Source organism: Nocardia arthritidis (genome assembly GCF_011801145.1).
GTDB classification, from domain to species: Bacteria; Actinomycetota; Actinomycetes; order Mycobacteriales; family Mycobacteriaceae; genus Nocardia; species Nocardia arthritidis_A.
The window spans coordinates 7,010,672-7,036,171 of record NZ_CP046172.1 but is presented as its reverse complement, the minus strand read 5'-3'; the positions used below and the strand labels follow the sequence as shown (position 1 = coordinate 7,036,171).

17 protein-coding genes are annotated in these 25,500 nt (G+C 65.9%); 5 read left to right on the top strand and 12 right to left on the bottom strand.

Annotated elements, in window-relative coordinates; genetic code table 11:
- Positions 1 to 46: 46 nt before the first annotated feature.
- The gene (locus tag F5544_RS31665; protein WP_167476576.1) at positions 47 to 442 is read right to left on the bottom strand and encodes a hypothetical protein; all 396 of its coding nucleotides are present in this window, start codon (positions 440 to 442) and stop codon (positions 47 to 49) included.
- A 26-nt stretch (positions 443 to 468) separates the two neighbouring features.
- On the opposite strand from F5544_RS31665, the gene F5544_RS31660 reads away from it, so the two are divergent.
- Both F5544_RS31660 and F5544_RS31655 read left to right on the top strand, forming a co-directional pair.
- Positions 469 to 837, top strand: a complete 369-nt coding sequence (locus F5544_RS31660; RefSeq protein ID WP_167476575.1) for a hypothetical protein — start codon at positions 469 to 471, stop codon at positions 835 to 837.
- 35 nt (positions 838 to 872) lie between these two features.
- Positions 873 to 1,856 (top strand): aldo/keto reductase, encoded by a 984-nt coding sequence (locus F5544_RS31655; protein ID WP_167476574.1) that lies wholly within the window; start codon positions 873 to 875, stop codon positions 1,854 to 1,856.
- Between the two features lie 94 nt (positions 1,857 to 1,950).
- On the opposite strand, the gene F5544_RS31650 is transcribed toward F5544_RS31655, so the two are convergent.
- Positions 1,951 to 3,492: an FAD-dependent monooxygenase gene (locus F5544_RS31650; RefSeq protein WP_167476573.1), complete on the bottom strand. Its 1,542-nt coding sequence runs from the start codon at positions 3,490 to 3,492 to the stop codon at positions 1,951 to 1,953.
- A gap of 40 nt (positions 3,493 to 3,532) precedes the next feature.
- A complete protein-coding gene (locus tag F5544_RS31645; protein WP_167476572.1) occupies positions 3,533 to 3,919 on the bottom strand; it encodes a nuclear transport factor 2 family protein in 387 nt (128 codons plus the stop codon).
- Positions 3,920 to 4,008: 89 nt separating this feature from the next.
- Between F5544_RS31645 and F5544_RS31640 the strand changes: the two genes are divergently transcribed.
- Both F5544_RS31640 and F5544_RS31635 read left to right on the top strand, forming a co-directional pair.
- The gene (locus F5544_RS31640) at positions 4,009 to 4,455 is read left to right on the top strand and encodes a MarR family winged helix-turn-helix transcriptional regulator (protein ID WP_167476571.1); all 447 of its coding nucleotides are present in this window, start codon (positions 4,009 to 4,011) and stop codon (positions 4,453 to 4,455) included.
- A 154-nt stretch (positions 4,456 to 4,609) separates the two neighbouring features.
- Positions 4,610 to 5,731 carry a serine hydrolase domain-containing protein gene (locus F5544_RS31635; RefSeq protein WP_238846763.1) on the top strand — a complete coding sequence of 374 codons (1,122 nt, stop codon included), beginning with the start codon at positions 4,610 to 4,612 and terminating at the stop codon, positions 5,729 to 5,731.
- Between the two features lie 39 nt (positions 5,732 to 5,770).
- Here the strand turns inward: F5544_RS31635 and F5544_RS31630 are convergent, their stop codons facing one another.
- The 8 genes from F5544_RS31630 to F5544_RS47660 all read right to left on the bottom strand — a co-directional run bounded on the left by F5544_RS31630 (position 5,771) and on the right by F5544_RS47660 (position 21,947).
- Complete coding sequence (locus tag F5544_RS31630) at positions 5,771 to 6,685, bottom strand: nitroreductase family deazaflavin-dependent oxidoreductase (RefSeq protein ID WP_167476570.1); 915 nt, start codon at positions 6,683 to 6,685, stop codon at positions 5,771 to 5,773.
- A gap of 15 nt (positions 6,686 to 6,700) precedes the next feature.
- Positions 6,701 to 8,911 (bottom strand): MMPL family transporter, encoded by a 2,211-nt coding sequence (locus tag F5544_RS31625; protein ID WP_167476569.1) that lies wholly within the window; start codon positions 8,909 to 8,911, stop codon positions 6,701 to 6,703.
- 38 nt (positions 8,912 to 8,949) lie between these two features.
- The gene (locus F5544_RS31620) at positions 8,950 to 9,498 is read right to left on the bottom strand and encodes a cupin domain-containing protein (RefSeq protein ID WP_167476568.1); all 549 of its coding nucleotides are present in this window, start codon (positions 9,496 to 9,498) and stop codon (positions 8,950 to 8,952) included.
- Entirely contained in the window at positions 9,495 to 17,453 is a 7,959-nt protein-coding gene (locus F5544_RS31615) for a non-ribosomal peptide synthetase/type I polyketide synthase (RefSeq protein WP_167476567.1), read from the bottom strand. The genes F5544_RS31620 and F5544_RS31615 overlap by 4 nt, the downstream gene beginning before the upstream one ends.
- Positions 17,454 to 17,517: 64 nt before the next feature.
- Positions 17,518 to 19,155 carry a fatty acyl-AMP ligase gene (locus F5544_RS31610; RefSeq protein ID WP_167476566.1) on the bottom strand — a complete coding sequence of 546 codons (1,638 nt, stop codon included), beginning with the start codon at positions 19,153 to 19,155 and terminating at the stop codon, positions 17,518 to 17,520.
- Between the two features lie 48 nt (positions 19,156 to 19,203).
- The gene (locus tag F5544_RS31605; RefSeq protein WP_167476565.1) at positions 19,204 to 19,974 is read right to left on the bottom strand and encodes a maleylpyruvate isomerase family mycothiol-dependent enzyme; all 771 of its coding nucleotides are present in this window, start codon (positions 19,972 to 19,974) and stop codon (positions 19,204 to 19,206) included.
- A 54-nt stretch (positions 19,975 to 20,028) separates the two neighbouring features.
- Complete coding sequence (gene ccrA / locus F5544_RS31600; protein WP_167476564.1) at positions 20,029 to 21,363, bottom strand: crotonyl-CoA carboxylase/reductase; 1,335 nt, start codon at positions 21,361 to 21,363, stop codon at positions 20,029 to 20,031.
- 329 nt (positions 21,364 to 21,692) lie between these two features.
- On the bottom strand, positions 21,693 to 21,947 hold the full coding sequence (locus tag F5544_RS47660) for an arabinosyltransferase C-terminal domain-containing protein (RefSeq protein ID WP_167479603.1): 255 nt from the start codon (positions 21,945 to 21,947) through the stop codon (positions 21,693 to 21,695).
- Positions 21,948 to 22,617: 670 nt separating this feature from the next.
- Between F5544_RS47660 and F5544_RS31590 the strand changes: the two genes are divergently transcribed.
- A complete protein-coding gene (locus F5544_RS31590) occupies positions 22,618 to 23,568 on the top strand; it encodes a carboxymuconolactone decarboxylase family protein (protein WP_167476563.1) in 951 nt (316 codons plus the stop codon).
- Positions 23,569 to 23,836: 268 nt separating this feature from the next.
- Here the strand turns inward: F5544_RS31590 and F5544_RS31585 are convergent, their stop codons facing one another.
- Entirely contained in the window at positions 23,837 to 25,489 is a 1,653-nt protein-coding gene (locus F5544_RS31585) for a GMC family oxidoreductase (protein WP_167476562.1), read from the bottom strand.
- Positions 25,490 to 25,500: the final 11 nt, after the last annotated feature.

The window sequence follows — 25,500 nt, the reverse complement described above, 5'->3', positions numbered from 1 at the left end:
AACGCCTGAATCGCCACATCGAGTGCCGCCAACGGCGGCGAACGATCTATCCGTCCTCGATATCGGAGATGAGTTTGGTGGACAGATCGCTCTGTACCGCCAGCCGCGTGTGCCCGGCATCCGGTCCGGTGCCCCAGGTCAAGGTGACGGTTGTGAACAGATGCCCCGCACCGGAGTCGTGGTAGTTGGCCTCCCAACGGGTCGGGACGTCCTGCGCCCGCAGTACGCCGTCGGCATGATTGGCCTCTTCCCATGCGGCGAGGCGTTGGCGCAGATCCTCGGTCAGGTAGTGAGCGCGCAGCTCATTTCCCAAGTCGTCGGTGCCGTCGTCGACCGCATCGATATAGGCCGCATAGAAATCGGCGACCCGATCCACCGCGGAATCGGGGCTGCCCGCACGAATAGCACTGCCCTGCGTCGTCTTCGACTGGATTTCTGACATCAAAGCCCCCTTCGAATCTCAGCGCGTTGATCGGCTTCGATGCCTTGGTCAGCAAGCGCGACCGCGCCGTGTCTGTCCTGCCGTTCGTGGACAAACGCCTGTTCCGCGTGCGGCACAAGCTGCGGGCGACGAATCTGAGCTGGCTCGCCACGACCGAGCTGGCGGAGGTCACCGGATCTGCCGCGGCCTGGCTCGGTGGCGCCACCGCGCGGGAGCTGGCCGCCGCGTGGCCGTTCGCCGACTTCGTCGACATTGCCGACGCGTACGACAGTGGCGACCGGATCGAGTTCCAGTGGCAGATATACCGCGCATACGAGCAGGACGGCCTGGGTGAGTTCGTCGAGGCCGCGTCGAATGTCCTTGATCTGGAGCGCACTCCAGGTCATAGCGTGTAGTGCACGCCGTTCATATCCTCGACAGGAGTAACGCCATGGAGTACACCCGTCTCGGCGCCTCGGGTTTGCGGGTGAGCCGAATCGCCCTGGGCTGCATGAGTTTCGGTGTCCCGACCGAGCGCGCCCCCTGGGCGCTGGACGAAGAGCACGCCGAACCGTTCTTCCGGCAGGCCGTCGAGCTCGGTATCACGTTCTGGGACACCGCAAATCGGTACGGCAACGGCACCTCCGAACAGATCGTCGGACGTGCCCTGCGCAAATACACCCGTCGCGACGACATCGTGCTGGCGACCAAACTGGGCCTGCCGATGCATGCGGGACCGGGCGGTTCCGGCCTGTCCCGCAAGGCGATCTTCGAACAGATCGACGCCTCCCTGACCCGCCTCGGCACCGACTACGTCGATCTCTACCAGATTCATCGCTTCGACCCATATACCCCGGTCGAGGAGACGATGGCGGCGCTACATGATGTGGTGACAGCGGGCAAGGCCCGCTACCTCGGCGCATCCTCGATGTGGGCCTGGCAGTTCGCCACGATGCAGCATGCCGCGCAGGACGGTGGCTGGACGCGGTTCGTGTCCATGCAGGACCAGTACAGCGTGCTGCACCGCGAGGAGGAGCGCGAAATGTTCGGCCTCCTAAGCGAATTGGGTGTGGGCAGCATTCCGTGGAGCCCGCTCGCCGGTGGCCGCGCCACCAAACCGTGGGGCGACCGTTCGACCCGGCGCGCCGAAGCCAATCGCGATGTCGACTTCGACGGCCGCCCACTGATTTTCGATACCGACAAGGCGATCGTCGACGCGATCGAGCGAATTGCCCAGCAGCGCGGGATATCCATGGCTCAGGTCGCTCTGGCGTGGGTGCTGAAGAACCCGGTCGTCGATGCCCCGATCGTCGGCGCCACCAAGCCGCACCACCTCGCCGAGGCCGTCGCGGCGCTCGACATCCACCTCACCGACACCGAGATCCGCTCCCTGGAAGAGCCCTACGTCACCCGCACACCGACCTATTTCGGATAGCTCGATTGCCTTGTGCGGCAACAATACTGGGCACTCGACTGTCGGGAGGGGATCGACACCACCGAGGCGCGGGCGACGATGTCGTCCCCAAGGCCTAGACGAGAACCGCGTGTCCTGACATACCACGCAGGACGGCCGCAACGTTCTCGGCGCGGCGTCGGGGATCGCGGTCTGTGCTGGCCCAGGCGATCCGTGCGTCGGGCCGGATCAGCACGCTGGTGATGTCGTGCCACGGCTCGGCGGCGGTCTCCCGGTCGACGGTGGCGGAATGACATGCGAGGTCGTCGGAGTGGGTGAGTGAGGTGTGCTCGCCGTCGAGGTCCAGCAGCACTGTCCTGCCGTCGTGGAGCAATGCGTGGGGAGCCGGTCCCGTAGGCGTGTCCGAGCGCAGTGCGAGTCCGGCGAGCCGTGTCCCCGCGAGGGGGTGCGCAGGACTGCCGTCGGCTTCGGCGGCGACGGCGTAGCGGGGGTCATCGAAACCGGCCACTCGCCGGGCCCACAAAAGGTTTGTTTCCGGTTGCGCCAAAGCTGCGGAGAAGGCGTCGCGCAGAGCGAGCTCCTCCGGGGTTTCGGCGCAGAACAGTGCGACTTGGGCTCGGGTGTTCTCCATGACCGCCGCCGCGGCCGGGCGCCGTTCGCTGTCGTAACTGTCGAGAAGGCGCGCCGAGGCACGTCCCCGAACCGTCGCCGCCAGCTTCCAGCCGAGATCGGTGGCGTCCTGGATACCGAGATTCATGCCTTGCCCTCCGGCGGGGAAAAACATATGGGCGGCATCTCCGGCGAGCAGAACCCGTCCCGAGCGGTAGGCGGTGGCCTGCCGAGTGGCGTTTCCGTACCGGGACAGCCACTGGGGCGAATGCATGCCGAGATCATCGCCGACCACTGCGCGGGTGTACTCCCGCGCCTCCTCCAGCGTCAAAGGTGCGCCGGTGCCGTGGCGCATGGTCGCCGTGGAGATACCCGCGAGGCGGTACAGACCGTTCCCCATCGGAGCCGTGATCACGACGCCGGCGCTATTGCGCGCCATGAGCGGCTCCTCGGGCCGATCCTCGAGAACGACATCGGCCAGCCAGCCGGTCAGTGTGGTGTCCGAACCCGGAAAGCCGATACCGACCGCATCGCGGACGGCACTGCGAGTGCCGTCGCACCCCACCACCCAACCGGTGCGCAGTGTGACGTGCCGACCTTCGGAACGGACGATGAGTTCGACGCCTTCGTCGTCCTGAGTCAGCGAGATCAACTCCTGTCCGCGCCGCACCTCGGCCCCCATCGACGTGGCGCGCTCTTCCAGCAATTGCTCGGTGACGAATTGGCTCAGTGCCAGCGAGAACGGATGGAGAGCCCCGACGCGGCGGAAGTCGAGCCGCGTGCCCGCGGCACCGAAATGCCCGGTGGGAACCGGCATCCCCCGCTCGATGAAGCGCTCGGCGACACCGCGGGTGGCGAAGGTGTCCAATGTGCCTGCCTGCATGCCGACGGCACGCGAGCGCGGATCGCGCACCGTGGCCTTCTCCAAAACGAGCACCGACACACCGCGCAGTCGCAGTTCGGCGGTGAGCCAGAGCCCGACCGGTCCGGCTCCGACCACGACCACATCGGCGACCGCCTGGGCTGTGCTGCCTGTGTCATTCCTCATCGCACATCTCTCTTGTCCAGTGGGTAGGGCGTCGTTGCTGTCATCGAGCACTGCCGAGCCCCCGATCCTCGGCTCCGCCGGAGAGCATGGTGGTGGTTTCGATGATCTGCTGGAAGCGGCCGTCGGCGGCGAGTTCGGCGAATACCAGTACCTCGAAGGCGACCTCGCTGCCATCGACTTTGCGGGCGTGGACGGTGTGCCGGTCGGCGTAGCGGTCGCCGCAGATCAGTTCGTCGTGCACCTCGACGCGTCCGTCGGCGATCACGTCCCGCAGGTGGGTGATGTGCTCGACGAATTCGGCGTTGTCGCTCCAGACGCCGTCGGTGCGCTGGCGGTAGTCGGTGGTGAAGTGCCGTGCGAAGGCGGTGTCGACGGAGATCTGCCGGTCGAACAGCAGGTCGGTGAGCGCGGTGGCGATGTTGGTCATGATGTTGTCTCCTCCGAGTATTTGCGTGCATCGTGCACGCAGTCGACCGTACCTCATATGCGTGCACGATGCACGCTATTGTTGGGGGCATGACGGAACAGGGGATTGGCGCGCAGGTCGCCGAGGCGATCGCCGAATTGCTGCGCAGGCGAACCCGGGAGGGTATCTACGCCGAAATCACCGAGGGTCTGGATCCCGCGGTGGACACCGCGACCTATCCGGTGCTCAGCGGGCTGGCCCGCTGGGGTCCGCGCAGCGCGGCCGCGCTCGCCGCCGAGATCGGATTGGATCGATCGGTGACCAGTCGCCATGCGACCCGCCTGAAACGGGCCGGATTGGTTTGGGGCGCACCGGATCCCGGCGATGCCCGGGCGACACTGCTCGGCCTGACCGATCGCGGTGAGCAGGTGGTCGAGGTAATGCGCGGCCGCCTCGCCGGCCGCCTCGACCGGCACCTGGCCGCGTGGCCCGACGACCAGGCCCGCGCGTTCGCGGCCGCGCTGACCCGATTCGTCCGCGAGGAACCCTTCGGCTGAATCCGGTTCGTCCGCTGCGAGATTCGCAGTCCGCCCGCGCGCCATCCGGATCGTGCTGGGCTTGAATACCCGGCATCGTCTGATACTCGAGTTCGAGGTGGGGCAGTACTGCGGTCCAATGTGGTTGCGGGCCTTGGGTTCCTACCGTCTGATCATGCGTTTACAAGTTTTTGCCGTCCCGGTCTGCGCGGCGGCGGTGCTGATGTCCGCCTGCACGGCGAGCCCGGTCGAGCCCTCCGCGATACCGTCAGCGGCCGTCGACAGGGTGCGCGGCGATCTCGACGCGTTGATCCGCTCCGGTGCGGTCGGGGCGGTGGCCACGCTCACCGAAAACGGCGTGAACACCGTCGTGGCCTCCGGTGTCGCCGATATCGCCGCAAGGTCGCCGATCCCGACCGATATTCCCGAACATGTCAGGGCCGGCAGCATAACCAAGACGTTCACCGCTGCCATCGCGCTGCAACTGGTGGCCGAACGCCGGATCGACCTCGACCGGTCGATCGACACCTATCTGCCCGGCCTGCTCATCGGCGACGGTGTCGATGGGCGCGCGATCACTGTCCGCCAGATCCTGGGGCATCGAAGTGGGCTGCCCACAGCGACCGAATCCCCGGAGACCGACGAGTACGACGCGGCACGGGACGGCCGCACCTTCAACCCCGGCCAGGAGATCGCCCTGGCCTTGCGGCATCCCGCACAGTTCGTCCCCGGCACCCGATTCCAATACACCAATACCAACTACATCGTCGCCGGCATGCTGATCGAGGCGGTGACCGGACACCGCTACACCGATGAACTGCGCGACCGCATTCTCACTCCGCTGGGTCTATCCGGCACCTATCTACCGGCCACCGGCGAAACCGGTCTGCGCGACCCGCATCCGACCGGCTACGCCACCATCAACGGCACCGTCACCGATGTGACGCGCATCGAGCCGTCGCAGCCGTGGACGTCGGGCGCGCTGGTCAGCACCGGCGCCGACCTGAACCGCTTCTACACCGCACTGCTGGCCGGGCAGGTGGTACCGCAGGCCCAACTACAACAGATGCTGAACGGGGTCGACATGGGCAACGGTGACGGCATGTCCTACGGTCTCGGCCTCGGATACACCCAACTACCTTGCGGCACAAAGGTTGTCGGCCATGTAGGTGGCGTCCGAGGATTCTCCGCCATCTCCTTCGCCGCCACGGCCGGGCGCGCGGTCACCTTCTCCTACACCGGCACACCCACCACCCAGGACATCCCCGGTTTGCTCACCCACGCACTATGTGGGTGAGCAGCCGTGCACTCGGTACCCTTGGTCGTGCGCATCGAGTCAGTGTGCATCGCGCCCGATGGTGGTCACGCCGTTGTGGATCGGACGCAGGTCGGCGGCGAATACGTTCGCGAACCAGCGGAAGAGCTGCCGTGAGACCGGCGGAAGTGTGTCGCGGTCACGCCGGTCGAGCACGGCCGGGGACTCGAGGCGGTATCGCTTTCCGGATCTGATGAGCTCGCCGCCGCCCGCGGCGGCGATATTCCGCAGCCAATCGGTCCGCGCGCCGTAGAGCACGGCGATCAGCACCCGGCCGTCGGCGACTCGAGCCAATACCGGTGTGCGGTAGGACTTTCCGGACTTGCGGCCGCGATGCACCACAACCGCCCAGGGCGGAAGGGATCCCGCCCAACGGCCCACGAGCCGATTGGTGACTTGCCGATTGAACCGGGCCACCCGCCGCGCGCGGGAGGGGCCGACCTGATCAGCCACGACCGCAAGGGCTTTCACGGCGATGCGCGACAGCGGGTCCGCGAGCCGGAGACAGTCGTCGTGCCGCACGAGTACGGAGGCGAGATATATCAGCGTCATCGGATGCCGGAGGCGCAGTTTGCCGGATTCCGCCAGTAGCGCCAATTCGTGGAGGTAGCAACCGAAACTGTCCACCGGGGCATGCCTACTGCGCAGGATCGCCGGCTCGTTGAACGGGTTCTGATAGGTGTGAATCTGCCCCGGTTCCACCGTGAACCGATCGCCCGCCGCGAGCTCGTGCCACTTGCCGTCCGCGAACAGTTCCAGCCGCCCGGACACGATCTCGATGTCGTCGACCTGATTTGGATGAAAATGCTTCGGTGGCCGCAGCCCACGGCTGGGAATCCGAAGTTCCATCATGAGTTGATCGGGTTCGGTGTCCGTGGCGAGTACCCGTAAGGCCGTGCCATCGGGCAGCTCGAATCCGACGTTGTCAGTGGACATTTCGCGCCTTTCAGTTCATCTCGAGCCGGAATCCCGAAGTGACGCATCGCCTTCGCTGATTCCGAAGCGTGTGTGGACCCAGCGCAGGGGCGCGGGAGCCCATCGGTTGGCTCGACCCGCCAAGCGCATGAACGCCGGAACGAGCAGCATGCGAATCACGGTCGCGTCCATCAGGACCGCCAGCGTCAATCCGACGCCCAGCATCCGCATGATCGCGACCTGGGCGGTGGCGAAGCCGGTGAAGACGATCGCCATCAGCACGGCAGCGGCCGTCACCACATAACCGGTCCGGGCCAGGCCGCGCGCGACCGCGGCATCATTGCTCGCCCGGTCGTTCGGCGCCCCGGACCACTCCTCGCATATCCGGGCCAGGAGGAAGACCTCGTAGTCCATGGACAGCCCGAATGCCACGCAGAACATCAGGACCGGAACGTTGGCGACGAGCCCGCCCGTCGCAGTGGTGCCCAGGCCGCCGAGGTTGCCGTCCTGGAAGATCCAGACCAGCGCGCCGAAGGTGGCCGAGAGCGAAAGCACGTTCATGACAAGGGCTTTCAACGGCAGCAGCACGCTCCCGGTCAGCAGGAACAGGAGCACGCAGGTGGTGAGCGCGATCAAGCCGAGTACGACGGGAAGCAGCCGGAAAATACCGTCGATATTGTCCTTGTTCTCCTGTGTGAGCCCGGTGAACAGCACACGGGCACCGGTGGGTTGGGGAACGGCATGCAGCGCGGTCAACTGATCGTCGGCCTGCCGTGAGAAGGGTTCGACGTCGGACAGCACCGTCAGATATTCGACACCGGGCCGTGCCGCGTCCGCATTTCCGGGACCTACCGGGTGCCCTCCGGAATAGGTCCCGGCAGGACCGATGACACCGGTGACACCGGATACGGCCGATAACGCCGGACCGTAGTCCGCCGTACCGGCATGCTCGACGACGACGGTGATCGATGCCGAAATATTCTGCGCGAAGTTATTCCGGATATCGTCGGCAACCTGCCGGGTCGAGGTGGTAGCGGGTAACACGCGGTCGTCCGGATAGCTCAAATGCACACCCAGGAATGGCATGCCGAGCGTGAGCAGCAATGCCACACAGGCGATTCCGACCACAACGGCCCGGCGTTGGACGAATTGCGTCGTCCGGTACCACACCGAATGTTCGAGCTCGGTATTGCGGGTCCGCAGCCACGGCAGCGGATTGAAGCTGTCGATGCGAGCGCCGAGCAGCACGAGCATCGCGGGGGCGACTGCGATCGCGGCGACCGCCGCCGAGACCACGACCGCGAGTCCGGCATAGGCGAAGGAGCGCAGAAAGTACATCGGAAATATCGCCAGAATGGATAGCGAGAGCGCGACGACAATCGCCGAGAACAGTACCGTCCGGCCCGCGGTAGTCACCGCCCGCTCGACCGCGTCCGGCCGCGCTCGACCGGATGCCACCTCTTCCCGATATCGATTGATCAGCAGCAGCGTGTAATCGATGGCGAGCGCGAGGCCGAGTGCGGTAGCGAGGTTGAGCGCGAAAACCGAAACGTCGGTCACGGTCGCGATGACCCGCAGCCACGCGGCGGTGCCGACAATCGCGGACAGACCGATCGCCACCGGCACCGCGGCCGCGATCAAGCCGCGGAATACCCAAACCAGAACCAGCAGGCTGATCGCGACGGCAATGCCCTCCGCCACAACGAGATCCTGTTTGGCCAGCGCATCGGCCTGTTGATAACCCAGCGGCTGTCCGCCCGCCGCGATATCGATACCGTTGCGGGTGCCGCTGAAACGATCGGCGATCACCTGGGCCCGGGTTTCGACCTCCTTATCCGATCCGGTGATCGATGCCGCGATAAGCCCCGAGCTGTGGTCGCGGCTCTGCAGCGCGTTCGCCATTCCCGGATCGGACCACAGTGAAAGCACCGGTCGCTGGACGAAACCGAAACCGCTCAAACCGTCGAGTATTTCGGTCGCGGCCGCGCGGGCGGCCGGATCGACCGCGACGTCGGCGCCCTGGATCGAGTGCAGTCGGATGATGACCAATTGCCCGCCGCGATCGAATCCGTGCAGCAGTACCCGCTGCGCGCGGGCGGATTCCGAGTTCGGATCCTGATAACCGCCCGCCGCAAGCACGGAATTGACCGGTGCGGCGACAACCGCCGCGAGCACGAACAGCACGGCGGCCGCCCCGAGAAACCACTTGGGGAACCGCACAATCCACTTGGCCAATCCACCGAGCATGGTCCAGGACTCCTCTCGCGTTCAGCCGAATCGTCTGTTCACCGATCGTGTCGCCGCTGCCGCAGGCGTCGGCGCCGCTCGATATCGGCGAGCAGCGAGATCACCTTCTGCGCCGGTGGCGCGATCGCCATCGTGTGCCGGAAGCGATCGAACAACTCCGCCATTTCGAGCACCGCCGCGAAATTGCGTGGCACGGGTCGGCCGGCGACTTTCACGAGCTTCCCAGCCTTCATCATCGCGAGACCCTCGCGGAAGAATGCATCCATATTGGATGCCGGCTCGAATTCGACGTGCAGGTGCGCGATCCCGCTCCCGGTGTTCACATACGAATGACTCGCGCCGGCCGGTATCGTGATCCGGTCGCCCGGACCGGTTTTCCGTTTCTCGCCGCGGCGGCGGAAGGTGACCTCGCCGTCGAGTATTTCGAATCGCTCCTCCTGGCCGGGATGCCGGTGTGCGATGGGCGCGCCGCCGCCGGGATCCGCCCATATCTCCATATGCAACACGTCGCCGTGTTTCGTCAGGCGGACGCGGTAGCCGAAGATCGAATCCTCCAGTATTTCCGACTCGTCCGGGACGATGCTCACAATGTTGCCTTTCGATCGCTGCCGCGGGTGATCCGTTCGATTGCCGCTCCGGCCCGGCGCCGCAGTCTCGCTCCGTGGCGCAGGGCCTCGCCGGAAACGAGTCCGATGGCCCGCGACGCGGGATGCGCGGTGAGCGGGACGACGGTCGGCCGGGCGTAGATATCGGCCCGGCCGTCCGAATCGTCAACCAGCGCACCGAGTTCCGCCGCGAGATAGTCGCCGACCGCTCGAATGGTCACCGGGCTGTGTAGATTCGCGCTGTACACCAGGATGAGAATCAGCCGCCCCTCGACCGTCGCGCCGAATACGTCGAGCACCGTTTCCCGATGGCCGCGCGGGCTGACCAGCACGCCGGGGGATTCCTGGAACGGCCAGACGGCGTCGGCGAGGTATTCGTTCGCCTGCCCCCAGTAGTTGAATCGGACCTGTGCCGCTGGGGCAGCGGTAAGTGCCTCGCGCACAACGGGATCCGTGCTCAGATACCGCAGCATGCCGTACCCGGCGCCCTGTCGTGGATAGCGTCGGACCTGCTCCGCCACCGACCGCAGCGCCTCCCGCCGATCCTGCGCCGCGGCGAACCGCAGATGCATCGGGGTGACCGTGGAGCACCGCCCGATCGTGCGCGAGATGTCGACACCGGCGATGTCCTGGGCCCGGCCGTGGCCCTCGACCTCGACCAGCAGCGAGCTCGCGCCGGTCCAGCGGGTCACAGCCCGGCCCACCGCGGTCAACAGCACGTCGGTGACGTCGATCCCGAGCTGCACCGGCAAGGTCTGGGTGACCGCCTCGGTCAGTTCCGGGCCGAAGATGAAGGCGAGCTGGCGTGCGGAGGCCTGATCGTTGGGTCCGTGTTCGAAATCGCGGGGCAGCGACGCGCCCTCGGCCCGCTCCGGGTCGGTCCAGAGCGGGAGTTCGGCGCGCAGGTCCTCGGCCTGTGCGCGTTCGCGCAACCGCATCGCATAGGTCTGCAATGACGTTGTCTTGGGTGGTAATTCGACCTCCTCGCCGTCGCGCAGCTGCGCGTACGCCGAGCGGAGATCCTCGAAGAAGATCCGGGACGAGTAGTAGTCCATGACGGCCCAGTGGGTGGCGAGGTGCAGCCGACCCGCGCGGCCGGGTCCGAGGTCGAAGTAGGTGAGTTTGACCATCGGCGCCCTCGATAGCCGGAAGCTTCCCTGTATCGCCGTGCACATCGTTTCCATGGCGGCCCGGAGCCTGCGTCCGTGCAACGCCGAGAGATCGACCACCGAGAACGGTGGGTCCTCGGCCGCCGCCGCATCGGCGATCGTTGCGCGCCAACCATTTTCGTCCCGGTGCAGAGCCACTCGGAGGGCGTCGTGGTGGAGCAGGACATGGTACAGAGCCTGTTCCAGCATAGCCGGATCCAGTGGTTCGGGGACCGAGATCAAAGGCCAGAAGCCGTTCCAGTGCTGTGCATCGGCGAAATCGTGTTCCAGGAACCACAATTGGCTCGGCGTGAGCTCGACGTCGCCGACGCTCAGCGCCTGATCGGCCGTGCCGCCCGCGTCGGGAGTCGCGGTCGCCGCCAGTTCCGCGAGGGTTCCGCGGCGGAATATGATCGCGGGGTCGATCCGGTAGCCCGCCGCCCGCGCCTTCGCGACCACCCGCATGGCCAGCAGCGAATCGCCGCCCAACTGGAACAGGTCGTCGTCGCGGCCGACCGCCGAGACCGCGAGGACCTCCCGCCAGATCCGGATCAGCAGGTTCTCCACCTCATGCCGTCCGGCCGCCGGAATGCTCGTCGCCGCCGGTTCGGCTTCGGCGCGGCGCAGCCTGCCACGATCGATCTTCCCGTTGGGGGACAGCGGCATACTGTCGAGCAGTACGTAGTGCGCGGGCACCATGTAGTCCGGGAGGCGCGCGCCGAGGTACTCGTGGAGCCTGTCCGGATCCACCCCGTCCCGATCGGCGACGCAGTACGCGACCAACTGCCGGGCGCCGCGCCGATCGCCCTCGACGGTGACCGCCGCCGCTCCGATGTCCGGGTGCCGCAACAGATTCGCCTCGATCTCGCCGAGTTCGACGCGGAAGCCGCGGATCTTGATCTGAGTATCGACCCGACCGAGGAATTCGATATTCCCGTCCGGCAGGTACCTGCCGCGATCTCCGGTGCGGTACAACCGTTCGCCGGTTCGCGGATGTATAAGGAACCGTTCGCCGGTCCGCTGCGGATCCCGCCAATATCCGTGTGCCAGGCCGATACCGCCGATGTACAGATCGCCGGGAACCCATTCCGGGCGCGGCTCGAGATCCTCGTCCAGAATGTGCAGGGTCTGATTCGCCATCGGCATTCCGTACGGGATGCTCGGCCATGTCGGATCGACGGTGCCGATCGGGTACAGCACCGACCAGATCGATGCCTCGGTCGCACCGCCCATACCGGCGATCTCGATGTCCGGCACCACCTTTCGCGCCCTGGCTGGAAGCTCGACCGGGATCCAGTCACCGCTCAACATCGCCAGGCGCAGCGATCGGCCGAGTGCGTCGGGACGTTCGGCGGCATAGTCCATCAGCAGGTCGAACAGCGCGGGGACCGAATTCCAGATCGAGATCCCATGGGCCCGAATCGCTTCAGCCCATCGCGTCGGATCGCGGAGAGCCGCCGGCTCCGGCAGCACGAGGGCGGCGCCCGCCGCGAGGGTGGCGAAGATATCGAATACCGATAGATCGAAGCTCAGCGACGACAATCCGAAGACCCTGTCGTCAGCGGTGATTCGGAAGCGGGCCAGGCAGTCGGCAATGGTGTTGACCACCGCGCGGTGCTGGATCGTCACGCCTTTCGGTTCTCCGGTGGAGCCGGAGGTGAAGATCACGTACGCCACGTCCTCCGGTCCCGCGACCTCCTCGATGGGGGAGTCGTCGACGTTTTCCCATGCGGAATCGTCGTCCACGACGAGGCGACGGATGTCATCCGGCCACGCGATGGACGCGTCGTCCGCGGTTCGGGTCAGCGCGAGCGCGATCTCGCCCAGCTCCAGCAGCCGGTCCACGCGCTGCCGCGGCAGGCTCGCATCGATCGGCAAATACGCTGCGCCCGAACGCAAGACGCCGAGTGTGGCCACCACCTGCTGCCACCCCTTCGTCATAACGACGGCCACCAGCATGCCGGGCCGCGCGCCGAGATTACGCAGCCGCCCGGCGATTTGGTTCGCGCGGCGGTCGAGCTCGCCGTAGGACACCGTCGAATCGGCCGCGATGACGGCGGGCGCATCCGGCCGGTCCGCCGCCACGGCGGCGATCGCCGAGTGGAGCAGGTGGTCCGGAATCGGAGCCGCGGTGTCGTTCACCCGCTCGCGCAGTTCGAATTGGCTTGCGGCGAACGAGGTTCGTGGCAGCCGGTCGGCACCGTCGGCGATCGCCGTCAGCAAATCCCGGTAGGCGGCGAACATTTCGTCCAGCACGCCGTCTGGGAACAGCTCGTCCGGGGTCTCCCACGCGAGCAGCAGCCCGTCGCCGATATCGATGGCGGCGTGATCGAGGTACACCTGTGGCGTCTGGCTGGCGGAGAACACCAGGCTGTCCCAGCCGCGCCGGATCATCTCCATATCGCGTTCGCCGAGTGGGATATCCATGAAACTGGTGAATACGACCGGCATCGCGACCGGCGCACCGGCGGCCCTGGCGAGGTCCCGCTGGACGGCGACGCCTGGATACCTGCTGTGGTCCAGATCGTGGGTGAGCTGGCGATGCAGCCGCCGCGCCTTCTCGGCAACGGTGTCCGTGCCGCAAGAGTCGACCTCCAGCAGTAGCGTGGAGGTGAAGTCTCCGACCAGTTCGGCGACATCCGGATGTAGCGGAAGGCGTTCGCCGAGCGTCAGATTCAGCGTGAAGTGCTGGTTTTCGCTCCAGGTGCCGAGTATTTCGGCGTATGCCGTGCACACCAGGGCGGATGGGGTGACGCCGAACTGCTGCGCTCGGTCCCGGAACCGTTGCCAGGCAGCGTGATCCAGCGACATCTCCCGCCGCCGATAACGCAGACCGGCGTGCGTGGACTGCCGGGAAACCGGAAGATCGGGCGCCTGCGGCAACGACCCGAGCCGGTTCTGCCAGTACTGCCGGGCCGTGGCATAGGCCTCCGAATGCTCGAACCGCGACCGGGCCAGCACATAGTCACGGAACGAAATCCCCGGTGCGGAAGCGAAATTCGACGCGTCCAGATACGCGCGGACGCCGTCGCGCAGCAGGAGGAAGATGCTGTATCCATCGGCGATCAGCAGGTCTATCCCGATATGAACCCGGGAGGCGCCGGATGCGAGCCGGTGACAGCGGATATCGAACAGCGGCCACCGATCCGTCGGCAGGACCTGATGCGACATCTCCGCTCGAACCGCCGCGAGGAAGTCGTCCGCCTCCGCACCGTCCATGGCCGAAAGGTCCGAGGCGTTGAGCACATAGGGTTCGGTCTGTTCGAGAATGCGCTGGGTTCCGTCCGGCAGCACGATCGCCCGGAGCATGTCGTGGCGCGCGATGGTGCGCCGGATCGCTTCCTGTAGCCGGTCCGGATCCAGTTGCGGGATATCGAATTCGGCGTAGAAATACGTCGCAACGCCGCCGAGGTCGTAGGACTGTCCGCGGCCGATCAGATAGGCCTGCTGGATCTCGGTCAGTGGGAAGGGTTCGTGCCTGCTGTCCGGATCGGGCCGAACCTGCTCGATCGCCCCGGCCTGTTCGCCTGACCCGGTCCGGCGGGCCAGGTATTCGGAGAAGCCCTCGATGGTGAGATCACCGAGCACCGAACTCATTTCGATGGCGACACCGCATTCGGCGGCGAGTCGATTGCGGAGCTCGAGCGCCGTGAGTGAGGTGAAACCGAGTTCCTTGAGGGTGAGCTGGTCGTCCACCGACGCGCTCGAATGATGTCCGAGCACCACTGCGGCCTGTGCCTTGACGAGTTCTGCCGCGCTCTGCGGTGTCAGCGCGGCCATTCGTTCATTGGCCGGTATGAGCGTGTCCAGCTCGGCCGTCGCGGATTCGTTCCCCGCATCTTGCGGTGCGGGGAGCCAGAACCGTTGCCGCTGAAAGGCATACGTCGGCAACGTGACGAGTTCGCCGGCGGTGGAACGCCAATCGACGTCAACGCCGTGCACATGGGCTGCCGCCAGCGACCGCGCGAACCGATCGAGCCCGCCCTCGCCGCGGCGCAGGCTGGCGACGACAGCGTAGCGGGTGGGATCGTCATCGATGGTCTGCTGCACCGAGGACGACAGCACCGGATGCGGGCTCACCTCGACGAAGGTGCGAAATTCGCGCTGCACCATGGACCGGACCGCAGGTTCGAAGTGGACCGCGTGCCTGGCGTTGCGGTACCAATACTCGGCGTCGAGCTCGGCGCCGTCGATCGGGCCGCCCGCCGTGGCCGAATAGAACTGGATCGGGCAGGACTGCGGTTCGATGCCTGCGATGCCCGCGATCAGTTGTCCCCGCACCGGCTCGACCGCGGGTGAATGCCCGGCGCCGCCGAGCCCGAGCAGGCGGGTGCGGGCCCCGGCGTCCGCACAGTCCTGCACCAATTGCTCGAGCAGGTCCATCGCTCCGGTCACCACGACCGCGGCCGGTCCGTTGACCGCGGCGATCCAGATGCCGTCGCCCAATTCAGCGATCCGCCTGGTGATTTCGGCCAATGGCAACGCGATCGATGCCATCCCGCCGACACCGGCCACCGTCGCGAGCACCCTGCTGCGCACGGCCACCACACGCGCGGCGTCCGGCAGCGTCAACGCGCCCGCCACGTGCGCGGCCGCGATCTCGCCCTGTGAGTGGCCGACCACCGCGCTGGGCGTCACACCGAACGACCGCCACAGCTCGGCCAGCGCCACCATCGTCGCGAAGAGCACCGGTTGGACAACCTCGATGCGTTCGAGTGCGGGAGCGCCCGCGGCCCCGCGCAGCACATCCTCGACCCGGAAGTCGAGCAGGCCGGCGAACGCCGCATCGCACTGGGCGACCTTGTCGCCGAAAACCGGTGCGATGTCGAGGAGTTCAACCGCCATACCCGGCCACTGCGAACCCTGTCCGGGGAATACGAAGGCCACTTCGCCAGGGCTGACGCGGCCCTGCACGACATCGGCCGACGGTTCCCCCAGCGCGAGTGCGCGCAGCTCGGCGACCAGCCGATGCCGATCGGGGCCGAACACTGCCGCACGGTAGTCGAGGCGCGCCCGGCCCGTTGCCAAGGTTCGGGCGATCTCGTCTTCCGTGGGCTCCGGGTTCTCCTCCACCCACGTCGCCAACCGGTCGGCCTGAGCACGCAGTGCCGCACGGCTTTTCGCCGAGAGCAGCCACGGGATCGCGGCGGTCCTCCCCGTCGCGGGGCGCGGCGGCGTCGACGGTGGCTCCTCGAGGATGACGTGCGCATTGGTGCCGCTGACGCCGAACGAGGACACGCCCGCCCGGCGCGGCCGGTGGTTGCGCGGCCACGGTCGCGAGTCGTCCAGCAGGGCAAGCGTTCCCGATGTCCAATCCACGTGCGGCGTCGGTCGATCGATGTGCAGGGATTTCGGCAGCCGGTCGTGCCGCATCGCCAGCACCATCTTCAGCACGCCCGCGATGCCCGCAGCCGCCTGGGTGTGGCCGATATTCGATTTGATCGATCCGACCAGCAGCGGGCCCGCGGTGCGATTGCGACCATAGGTGGCGAGCAGCGCCTGTGCCTCGATCGGATCGCCGAGCGTGGTTCCGGTGCCGTGGGCCTCCACCACGTCGACCTCGTCCGGATGAATACCCGCGCTCGTCAGCGCCTGCCCGATCACCTTCTGCTGGGCCACACCCCGGGGCGCCGACAGTCCGTTGGACGCACCGTCCTGATTCACCGCGGATCCCCGGACCACGGCGAGTACGCGGTGTCCGGCCCGCTGAGCGTCCGAGAGTCGTTCGACCAGAATCAATCCCGCGCCCTCGGCCCATCCGACACCATCGGCGGCTGCGGCGAAGGCCTTGCAGCGCCCGTCGGGCGAAAGACCACGCTGCCGCGAGATCTCGATGAACGCCGTCGGCGTGGTCAGGACCGAAACGCCACCGACGAATGCGGCCCGGCACTCGCCGTCGCGCAGCGCTTGCCGTGCCAGATGCAGGGCGACCAGCGACGAGGAACAGGCGGTATCGATCGTGATCGCAGGGCCCTCCAGGCCGAAGGTGTAGGCAACCCGACCCGAAACAATGCTGCCGAGCCCGCCAGGAATTCGGTGCCCTTCTACCAGCGCCGCATGCGAATTCCACAGAGTACCGGCATGTTCGAGCGCGCTGATGCCGACGTATACGCCGGTGCTGCTGCCGCGCAGCGAGTTCGGGTCGATGCCCGCGTTTTCACATGTCTCCCAGGCTAATTCCAGCAACAGCCGCTGTTGGGGATCGGTGGCGAGGGCCTCCCGCGGGCTCATTTCGAAGAATGCCGCGTCGAAATCGGCGACTTGGTGCAGGAATCCACCTTGTCGGGTGTAGGAGGTTCGCGGGTGGTCCGGATCGTCATCGAAGAGGCTGGTCAGATCCCAGCCCCGGTCGGTGGGGAATTCCGAGATCGCGTCGCCGCCCGCGTTCAACAGCTGCCACAGTTGTTCGGGCGAGCTCACGCCGCCGGGGAAGCGACAGGCCATGCCGACGATGGCAATCGGCTCCTCGAGCGTGTTGGCCTGTGCGTGATCGGTTCGGGGCGAGGCGAATTCGTCCTCGGTCAGCTGCCGAGCCAGTTCGGCGACCGTCGGGTAATCCCAGATCAGAGCCGGTGCAACGGGTTTCGCGAGCCAATCCGACAGCGCGTTCGCCAGCTCGACGACCTCGACGGAGCTGATGCCGAGCGCGGTCAACGGAGTGTGCACATCCACTTCCGCGGGCTGTTTGCCGAGCCGCTCGGCCAGTTCGGTGATCAGCCAGTCCTGAATGTCGGACCGGTCGGGCTGTTCGGTCGGTAGATCGGTGGTGTCGGATGTGTGCGCAGTCATCGAGGCCCTCCCATAACTATGCGGCACGCGAAATCCGTCGGCGGTACGGACGAATGTTGTTGATTCAGCGGGGATCTGCGCTCGCTACGGTGAGCGAGCGCCGCAATTTGCCGGACGAGGTCTTGGGCACCGATCCGGGTGCGACGATTCGCACCTCCAGCGGGCGCACCCCGACCTCGTCGAATACGGCCTGCACGATCTGGCGTTCGATGCGCGCCGCATCGTCGGCGGCGCCGTGCCGCTCCGTCTCGGCCGTCACGATGAAACTTTCCCGGACGCCGAAGGTGTCTGTCCGGGCCGCGACCACATTTCCGGGCCGGACGCCCGCCACGGTCGCCGCGGCACGTTCGATATCGGTCGGATAGATATTCCGGCCCTCGATGATGATGACGTCCTTCATCCGGCCGCAGACCACGACCGCGCCGTCTTCGGTGAAATAGCCGATATCGCCGGTGTCGAGCCAGCCGTCGGCGGTGCGTGCGGTGACGGTGCCGCGCTCCGTCACATATTCCTCGGCCACGGATGGGCCGCTGACCTGGATGACGCCGACGGATCTGGCCGGCAGTGCGCGGCCCTGCGCGTCGACCACGCGCCCGGTCATTCCGCCGATCAGGCTGCCCAGCGTGACGAGTCGGCGAAGATTGCCGGTCGAGGCCGGAAGCGCGCGGTGCTCGGCGGCCAGCACGTCCGCGTCGACCGTGTCGACCACGACTCCGGTCGGGGAGTCGGGCGCGCTGGTGGCCAAGGTGGTTTCGGCCATCCCGTAGCAGGGCGTGAGCGCCGACGGCGACAATCCGAAGCGCCCGCCGGCCTCGGCGAAGGCGGCCATGGTGTCCGCGTCGACCGGCTCCGCGCCGTTCCACATGCTGCGCATGCTGCGCAGATCGAGCGCATCCTCGGGTAGTCGGACGAGTTGTCGCGCGAGGATCGCATAGGCGAAATTCGGTGCGGCGGTGATCGTGCCGCGGTAGGTGTCGATGAGCCGGGCCCAGAGCGTCGGATCGCGGAGAAAGTCCATGGGGGTGACGTTCACCGTCTCCAGTCCCAATTGCATTGGCATGGTGAGGAATCCGATCATGCCCATATCGTGAAAGAGGGGCAACCAGCTGATCAGCACGTCGCGGTCGGTCGCGAGCTCGAATCGATCCGCAATGGCGGCATTATTGTGGAAGAGATTCGAATGAGTTATCCGAACTGCTTTCGGAAATCCGGTGGAACCTGATGTCAACTGCTGCAGCGCAATATCGTGTTCCGCCGCGGCGACGGGTTCGATTTCCGCACCGGCGGCCAGCTCGGAAATGGTGATGGCGGTCGCGCCGGAGCTGGTGACGACCGGGATCGCCCATTCGAAGGGTGCTCCGATGACGACCACCTTTGCGGAGATCATGTCGGCGATTCGGCGGGTATTCGCACCCCACTGCGTCCGATCGGTCCGCGGAGTCGGTTGATGCAGCATCGTCACCGCAGCGCCGCGGATCCACACGGCCTGCGTCGCCGGTGCCACGTCCGCTGGAAGTCCGGCGAGTATGCCGACCGAATCGCCCGGACCGACGCCGTAGCGCGCGAGTGTTCCGGCCATACGCCGGGCGAGCCGGTGAATATCGTTCCAGGACCGGCGCATTGGCGCGTCCGGTTCACCCGTGACCATGCCGCGACTCGTGGAATCGGCTCTGGCATAAAGCAACTCGGTAAATCTGCTCAATTCGTCCCCCTCTTGGTGAGATCGGCCTGATGCGGCCGGAGTGCTCGATCACACGATGTGCACGCTGTCGCAGAAGCGTTCGGCGATCTCGCCCTCCAATTTCACGGTGAATTCCCGCCAGTCGCGGCGGCGGGTGGACCACACGATGAAATCGTCGGCCCGGGTGGTGATGCGGGCCGGTGCCATCGCGGAATCGTCGCGGATCACCTCGGCGATCCGGCCGGGGCGCGGCTGCACGCGCCATACCGCGCCCTCCGGACCGGTCAGCTCCAGCACCACCGGATCCTTCAACCACAAGAGTTTCTCGCGGCACATCTGCGGTAAGCCCAGCCGGATCCATTCGAGGATGGTTTCCACCGCACCGGCGGGCGGTTCGGGAACCCGCCGGTCGACGGGGCCGACCGGAGTGAGGATGTCGTACCGCATATGCAGGTAGACGTCGAATACCGTGGAATTCGCCAGCATTCCGATCGGATATCGCCCGATGCCGGGCAGCGGCACTGGAATATCACGCAATACCGGAAGCTGCAGAAATCCGACCGCCTTGACGAACCGTCCGGTCCAGAGCTCGAATTCCCGCAGAATTTCCGCCGATGAACGTCCGCGCCGTGCCGCGACCATCTTTTCGTTGATTTCGTCGCCGGTCTTGCCCTTGGCCAGTTGCCATGGCACCAGTCCACCGTGTGCGATCGACGCCAGGTGGGCGATGACGTCCTGTACCGTCCACCCCGCGCAATCGCTGGGCGCCGACCACTCCTCGGGCGACAGCTGCTTACACAGCGCGAGCAGGTTGTCTCGCTCCGCCCGGACGATTTCCATCTTCGGAGTGTTCGGCATCGATCCTGCCCTTTCGTATCTACAATTGATTCGACGTCAGTTCCTGCGAAATCGATTGATGGCGGCGGCGTGCTTCGCCCGGGTTTCCGGATCGGTCACCCCGAGACCCTCCTGCGGCGCCAGGCACAGTACACCGACCTTTCCGCAGTGCCGATTGCGGTGCACCTCGTATGCGGCGGCGCCGGTCTCCGGCAGCTGATAAACGGCCGACAATACCGGATGAATTCTGCCCAGCGCGATGAGCCGATTCGCCTCCCAGGCCTCGCGGTAATTGGCGAAATGGGTTCCGATGATCCGTTTCAACGACATCCAGAGATAGCGGTTGTCGTAGTACATATCGTAACCGGTTGTAGCCGCGCAGGTGACGATGGTTCCGCCGTGCCGGGCCGCGAATACGCTGGCGCCGATGGTCTCGCGCCCCGGATGTTCGAAGACGATATCCGGATCGTGCCCACCGGTCAGTTCTCGGATCCGATTGCGCAGCCGCTTCCACTCCTTCGGATTCGGTTCGCCGTTGTGCCAGAATTGATATCCTTCGGCGGATCGATCGATGACGAGTTCGGCGCCCATGCTGCGCACGATATCCGCCTTTTCGGGACTGGACACCATGCATACCGGAATCGCACCGCCGTGCACCGCCAGCTGCGTCGCGTAGGCGCCCAGCCCACCCGCAGCGCCCCAGATCAGCACGGTGTCGCCCTGTTTCATCGCCGCTCCGTTGTGCGAGACCAATTGCCGATAGGCGGTGGAATTACACAGGGTTGAGCAGGCGGCTTCCTCCCACGTCAGGTGCGCGGGTTTGGGCATCAACTGGGTGGCATTGACGACCGACAATTCCGCCAGGCCGCCGTAATTCGTTTCGAATCCCCAGGCCCGGCCGGTCGGATCCATCATCGTGTCGTCGTGCCCATCCGGCAGGTCGAACGTGGTGACCTGCGCTGTCGCGACCACGTGGTCGCCGGGACGCCAGTGCTGCACTCCAGGGCCGACCCGGAGCACGACGCCCGCCAGATCCGACCCGAGTACCTGATAGGGCAGATCGTGTTTCGCGTATTGCGGGGCCATGCGGGCGAACCGCTTGACGAAGGCGATGGACGGCGCAGGCTCGAAAATCGCGGACCATACGGTGTTGTAATTTATCGCGCTGGCCAGCGAGGCAACCAGCACCTCGCCAGGACCGGGCTCCGGCGTCGGGACCTCTTGTATGTGCAAAGATTTTCTCGGATCTTTGCTCGCGGTATCCAGACCGTCGAACATATTGACTTCGTCGGCTCGGACGACAACTCCCCGAAAATGGTCGGGAATGGAAATATTTGCGAAGTCTTCGGGTGCCGCGTCTGCTGCGGTGACGATTTCGACTATGTGCTTCATAGCCCCCCTTTACTGAACTGCCGAATTACACTCGGGAATCTTCATGCGGGAGTTATCGGAACGCACGGAAAGGAGGGTCGATATCAATCATGGAGTAGACCGGACATGTCCGCGATGCGATGCGCCCTGTACTATGGTTCAGCTTTTCTGGGCAATCCACTGACAATGATTATCGATCCCCACTCCGCATGTTTCCATCTGGTTTGATCTTCCCCGAGTAATTGCAGTCTAAGTCGTTCGATGTGAGATGTCCAGCGCCGATCGATCGGTGTCAACTATATCGTCCACGATGATTTTAACTTTTACCCGATCGATGATAATGGTGTATTTCAGAGTGAATGTTTCAGGTAGCTGAAATAATGCTCGATGTGCATCTGTGAGGCCCGAAGGTTTCGCCGAGCTGGATCCGGCCCGACGGCATCCGGCCCGATGTCGTCCGGGACGATTCGGTCGATACTTTGTACGCTCCCATCGGAGTGGGATCGTCCGAATTCGATCTCGACCCTTTGTCCCGCGGTAACGACACCATCGGAACAAAGTTGGGATTTTCGCTGGTCTCGGGGTAGCTCCGAGCCCCTGACCAGGGCGTTGTCCCCACCTCAGGGACAACCCTGATTTGTTCCCGAAGGGGTGTGTGGAAGGCTCATTTCGGCTGAAATCGACACTGGCTCAACGTGTTCCGCGGATCTGCGAAGTCCCGGTGAGGCCCGGTGTGTCCTGGGGATTCCCGGCGGTTTCGGATCAAAATGACACGCAAAGTTGGAGTGGAGTTCCCGCGCTGTCCCGTCCCAGTTCGACGAAATCATGGTAGATTTCGTTGCTCGGCTCGGTGTCGAAAGTGCTCTTCGTGACGTTCGTAAGAAGATCGTTTCCTGTCGGGATCCTCCGGCAGATGGGCTTGCGTGGGCGTGTCGAAACAGCGACACGCCGAGCCATTTGATCGGACAGCAATCTGGTGGCAATCAAACTGCACGGTAGATGAGCGCCAGCAGACAAGTACGTCATCCATCTGACCGATTCAGGAAGGGGTCTGGTCGGCCACGATTGTTCAGGCGCCGTTCTGCAGTGGGGGAGTGTCGGGATTACCGCGCCGGCAGCAATTCGGTGCCGTTGGCTTTCGCGCCGGGACCGACCGGATCGGACGCGGCGTTGGCATTCCCCGCCAGTGGTGGTCGCGTCGGGCGGCGGGATCCGCCGCGCGGTCTAGGCTCGCTCGCAGCGCGGCGGTCGAACTCGGACGTGAAAGAGCCGGTGATGTGTGAACAGTCATGCGGACTCGGCTGGCCACAGCCGCGGCAACGCCGGATAACTCCCAGGGCCGCCTGGTTGCGGTACGTCCTGCCGGGCACGACGCAGATCTGGTGGATCGGCACCGTGCATCCGCGGCTGCTCGCGGCGCTGTTCGCGCTGGAAGGTCCGGCGGAGTACGGCCAGTGGGCGCTTGCCGAACTGCGGCACGGCGATATCGAACTCGTTGTGCTGCGGGCGAGTTGGCATGCCGGGCACTACTACCACTGGTCGGCGCATGCGCTGTGGGGGCGGATCAGGAAGGGGCGCGCATTTCTCGACGCGGTCGCGGCGGGGCCGTCGGACGCGCACTGGAATCCGCGGGAGCGGTTGCTGCTGCGGGCGGTCGACGACCTGCACGACCACCACGTGATCGCGCCGCCGACCCGGCGCTGGTTGCGCCGGGTCGGCGTCACGGATCGTCAGCTCATCGAAATCTGTTTCATCACTGGGCATTACCGGTTGCTTGGGCTGCTGGAGGAGAGCGCGGGGATGCCGCACGAGCCGCTCATCGGCCTGCCTGACCGGAATATCCTCCCCGCACCACGGCGTTCCCGCGCCGGGAAGGCCGTGCCGATTTCCGGGCTGAATGCCGCGAACCCATGGCTGCCGGGCGCGGACGCGGCGCTGGGCGGGCATCCGGCGCTGCGAGTTGGACTGCGCTGGTTCGGCAGGGCCATGTCCGGAATTGCCACCATTCCCGCGGCCGAGGTGGGCGCGGCCATGACTCGGCAAGAGCCGCAGGCGAATTCGATACTCGACCGGGCGGTGCGCGAACTCGACCGGGAGTTCATCATTGCGGACGACACCTGGTTGGAATTGCGCCGGACCTACAGTGAGCGGCAGTTGCTGGAATTGTGTGTCCTGGTCGGCCATTTCCGCACATTGGAGATGATCGTGAACACCGTCGGGGCGTGAAAGCCCTTGCCGGACAGGCCGCTGAGGTCAGGAGGGCGATCCGGGCCGAGGGCAGGTTGGCGCGGATGAAGTCGGCGAGGGCGGCGGCGATCGGTTCGGGCGCGCGGATGTGCGCCCGCCGCGACATCAAAGTGCGGATAACCCGGGAACCAGCCCGCGTAACGATCCAGCGCCCGCGGTCGCGCCGGGCAGCAGTGTGATCACGGTGTCCGCAAGTGCGGGATCGTCCGGGCCGTCGGCGCATCGGATGCGCAAGTGGCGCAGGTAATCACACCCCCTTGCCCGCGTGCGTGTCCCGGCTGAACCGGATCGGCGGGGCCTGCGTCGCGCCGGGTGCGACCGGGATGAAGCTCATCGCCCGCTCGGCCATGGCGGTGATGGTGAGGCTCGGGTTGACGCCGACGTTGGCCGGTACCGCCGCGCCGTCGCACACCAGCAGGTTGCGGTAGCCGAAGACCTCATGGCGGGCGTTCACCACGCCGCGGTCCTCGGACTCGCCGATGACGGCGCCGCCCAACAGGTGCGCAGTGGTCGGAATCGACAGCAGCGCTTCCGGTATGGCGGCCTGCACCACTCCGCCGATCTTCTCGGCAATCCACTCGGCGGCAGCATATGCGGCCGGGATATGGCGGGGGATAGGGTGTTCCGGGTCCTGTTCGGTGGTAAGCACCGGATATCCGGTCGGTAGCCGGAACCGGACCCGCAGCGCGAGTGAGTCTTCCACGGATCGCATGGTGGTGAGCAGCATCGAGCGCCGGGACGCGTGCCGGATCCGGCTGGCCCTGGCAAACCGGGTTGGATGGCGAATTATGTTGGCGGCGAATAGGAATGGGCGTGTGAGCCGAGTGCCACGCGGCATCGCCAGTGTGGTCAGCAGCGACATGGCGTCACCCCCGGAACCGTAGGTGACCGGTTGGATATGGGTGTCGGGCACCGGATACGCACCGGAGGTCAGCGCGAGACCGCGAGCGAAATCGTTGGTGTCGTCCGGCGCGGTAATCGCGATGATCGATTCGCTGTTGGTGCGCACCAGTTGCCCGATCCGATCGGACAGCCCCGGTAGTGCGCCGGACAGCTTGCAGCGCAGCAATAATCGGTTGGTGCCGAGCGCGCCCGCGGCTATGACGACGCCGCGTGCGGTGTGCCTGCGTCGCTTGCGTCGCAGCCAGCGACCGGTGCGCTCCGTGGTCACCGTGTAACCATCGGCGCCGTCGGCGGATCCGCGCGGCCGGATGTCGATCACCGTGCGTTCCGCCATGATTCGCGTCCCGCGGCGTTCGGCGAACCACAGGTAGTTCTTGACGAGGGTGTTCTTCGCGTTGTGCCGGCAGCCGAGCAGGCAGCCGCCGCACCGGATACACCCGGTGCGCTCCGGGCCGGCTCCGGCGAAGTACGGATCGGGCACGGTTTCGCCGGGCCTGCCGAGGAACACCCCGACTCGACTGCGGGCGTAGGTATCTGCGAATCCGTGCTCGTAAGCGTATTCGTGCAGCAGCGAATCCGCCTCGCCGTCCTCGTCGTAGGTGGTCACGCCTAGCATGCGTTCGGCGATCTCGTAGTGCGGAGCGAGTTCGCCGTCCCAGTCGGCGAGGTGCGCCCACTGCGGATTCGTCGCGAACCGCGGGCGGCTGCGATAGAGGGTGTTGGCGTAGGTGAGCGAGCCGCCGCCGACCCCGGCGCCGGTCACCACGAAAACGTCCTTGAACAGTGTCGGCCGGAAGATGCCGTGCAGGCCGAGCGCGGGCAGGAAGTAGTATCGCCGCAGCTGTCCGGCGCGTTCGGCGAAATCGGTGTCGGCGAAGCGGCGTCCGGCCTCCAGCACGCCGACCCGGTAGCACTTTTCGGCGAGCCGTAGCGCCGCCACGCTGCCGCCGAAACCGGAACCGACGACCAACCAGTCGAAGTCGAAAGCGTCTGTCATTGTTGGTCCCT